The organism is Fimbriimonadia bacterium (genome assembly GCA_039961735.1).
Lineage (GTDB): Bacteria > Armatimonadota > Fimbriimonadia > Fimbriimonadales > JABRVX01 > JABRVX01.
This window is the reverse complement of the sequence record JABRVX010000072.1, coordinates 1-2,650: the sequence shown is the minus strand read 5'-3', so window position 1 is coordinate 2,650 and position 2,650 is coordinate 1. Positions and strand designations below refer to the sequence as shown.

Below are 2,650 nucleotides of genomic sequence, written 5' to 3'. Positions count from 1 at the left end.
TGAAGCGGTTCCACACGGACTGGCCGATGTGACGCCAGCCCTGCTTCTGCGCGATGAACACCTGCACGTCGGGGACCTTCACCGTTCCCATCTGCAGCGTCACCTTCGGCCCCACCATGTAGGGCACGGGAGCGTCCTCCAGCACCGGCCCGGCGGCAGTCAGCCCCAGCTCCTTGGCGAGTTCCGTGTCCACGAATACGTCGCTCAGCCCCGTGTGCGCCACGAACTCCTTACTCTTCCCACCGATGGTCACCTTGATCTCGATGCCCTTTCCCCGGTCGGTTACAAAGGAGATGGCATCGCCCAAGGGTGGCCCGGAGACCGTGTCGGGGTCGGTCAGGATCAGCAGGTCGCGCTTGGGGTCCACGCTCCAGCGAAAGTTCTGAAGGAAGCTAAGCCCGATCACCCCGTCCAGCGGATGCAGCTTGGTTACAGCGTCATCAGGAGCCGCCAGCCCGTACGCGGCCTGCCCCGAGAACTTGCCCGCCGTGACGCGGAAGCCGCGAATCCATTTGGCTCTTATCTTCTCTCCACCCGCCCAATCCATCGAGATGGCGGACCCCAGCTTCAAGCCAGCACGCTCTGCGGCCGACTCGGTGACCACGATCGTGCCCACATTCGTGTCCAGAGCGAGCTTCAGCTCGGCGCCCTCGTTGAGGGCGGCGTTGATTGCGAACACGCGATTATCGCGCGTCTCGGACTTCTTCCCCCCGAAAGGCACCAGCGGTATCTCCCATGGCCCTCGAGCCGCTTGGGCCAAGGCTACCCCTATCACGAGAGCTGTCAGTATCATCTTCGCTCCTCTCGCCTCCTGCGCTCCGCGGCTGCTTGGTAGGCCAACGACCGCCGCAGGAAAGCCAGCGCATAGCCGCAGTCGCTCCCCTCGCGCTCTATCTGCTGAGCCGCCGCCATGCAGGATTGGGCCGCAGAGCCCATGTCCTTGAGATGCAGTACGAGAGCCAGATCCAACAATCGCTGACGGTGTCGCTCGGCCGTGTCCTCATCGAACAGTTCCCGTGCCGCTCTTCGCTCGGCTTCTTCGATCCTCTGCTCCTTGACGTGCTCCTCGACGGCCAGTTTGCTGTCCATCACCTCCGCCAGCATCTCAATAGCTCGCCGAAGCCTCGGCAGGTCGTACTGCCACCCGATTGTCGGCATTAGCGCCATCGTCTCCTCTGCCGGTTTGTGGTTTTCGGGCAGCCGGACCAACTGCTCCGCCGGGTGTTCCATCGGAACGTCCGCCCCTTCCATGACCGACCCCCAGTAAGCCATTACGTTGGGCGTGCGCAGGCCTGCTTCACGCGTCTTCCGCGCGGCAACCGCCATCCGGTGTTTGATGTAATCCGGCGACACCTCGGCAAGCACCAGCGGCTCGATGTCGGTTTCCAGTTGTTTGACGAAGCCGTCGAGGTCGTGTGTCGAGTAAGTGCGCTCGTCGGCGAGGGTAATCCCTCTGCCTTCCTGCACGTGCACCTCGAGGAGTCTGTAGGTGAGGGGCTTATCCGACCGAGCGAGGAACAGGCCCGTGGTACCGCTGCCGTCTGCCGAAGTGAGCCACGCGCGCCACGTGGGCGGGGTCTTCACGACTGCCTCTACAGCAGGCGGAGTCTCCGCGCGCGAGACGAGGCCAGCTTGCTCCAGCAGGAAGCGGGCCTTGCGCGCAGCTTTCCGAAGGGCTTTCGGGGTGTCGGCACCGGTGTCCAAGGAGCCTAGCGCGGCGTGCAGGTCGGCGGCGAGTTGTGGGTCTGAGCGGGCCTCCGCCACCTGCCAGCGTATCATCGAATCGATCTCCGATTCGGACTGCTCCAGCAGGTGTGTACGGATGGCTTCCGCTTCAGGTGAAAGCATCGGGCTATCTTTCGTCATCATCTGGGTCAAGGTACGCCCTCGGGATCGACTTTTCCTCTACAGCGCTACCGGCTCAGACCAGTAGACAGCACCCGGTCGAGCGCTCGCCTAGCCTGCTCACGCACGGCGCTGCCGTAGGATGCCGCACTGTAGGCGAACTGGTAGGCCCTCGCTCCCTCTTGCACCATCCCGTCAGCCTCGAACGACACGCCAACGGCAAGCATGAGCTCGGCCGCATGGTTGGCATAGGACTGGGCAACCTGAGTTTGCCCGAGACGCCGCGATAGGTCGCTCGCGACTTGCCAGTGTTCAGCAGCGGTGATCAGGACTTCCCGTTGCTCAGATCGGCTCCGCAGCCCCTGCGCGACTGTCTCATATAGGCGACCGAGATCGGTGCGGTATGCAGGGTTGGTCGGGTCGTCCGCGACCGCCTGGGCAAACCACTCTGCCGCAGCTTGCACGGCGCCCACCCGCAGCAGCCGCTTGCCCTCCAGCTCGGCAGCGACCGCTCGGCTCCGACGGACAAGCTGCACGAACTCCTTCGTCCGCGCCCGCTGTTCCAGGTCGGTTAACACTTGGTACGCGGCAGCCGCGTCACGGCGTGCCAGTTCTTCCGCTACGGACAGTTGGGCGGCCAATTCCATATCGTGCTGCTCGGAGAGGCGGCCCTCGTACCACTTCTGCACTCCCAGCACGGCGCCGAGGAGGAGACCCACCGCCGCCGCGCCGATCAGGAAGGTGAGGAGGATGGCGCCCAGCATGTGCTTCGCTCGCGGGCTCAGCAGCGGAGGAGGTGGCGGGT

General features: G+C 64.4%; 3 protein-coding genes. All 3 read right to left on the bottom strand.

Annotation, left to right across the window (positions count from 1 at the left end; genetic code table 11):
* Window positions 1–793, bottom strand: a 793-nt coding sequence (locus HRF45_13785) for a hypothetical protein (GenBank protein MEP0767592.1), incomplete at its 3' end; no start/stop codon positions are given.
* Window positions 790–1,779: a hypothetical protein gene (locus HRF45_13780; protein MEP0767591.1), complete on the bottom strand. Its 990-nt coding sequence runs from the start codon at window positions 1,777–1,779 to the stop codon at window positions 790–792. The genes HRF45_13780 and HRF45_13785, both read right to left, overlap by 4 nt.
* 134 nt (window positions 1,780–1,913) lie before the next feature.
* Window positions 1,914–2,609 carry a hypothetical protein gene (locus tag HRF45_13775; GenBank protein MEP0767590.1) on the bottom strand — a complete coding sequence of 232 codons (696 nt, stop codon included), beginning with the start codon at window positions 2,607–2,609 and terminating at the stop codon, window positions 1,914–1,916.
* Window positions 2,610–2,650 lie beyond the last annotated feature (41 nt).

Bases quoted from the DNA above. Each gene is read 5' to 3' on its own strand.
- HRF45_13780 (MEP0767591.1), bottom strand. From the start codon at position 1,779: ATGATACGCTGGCAGGTGGCGGAGGCCCGCTCAGACCCACAACTCGCC.
- HRF45_13775 (MEP0767590.1), bottom strand. From the start codon at position 2,609: ATGCTGGGCGCCATCCTCCTCACCTTCCTGATCGGCGCGGCGGCGGTG.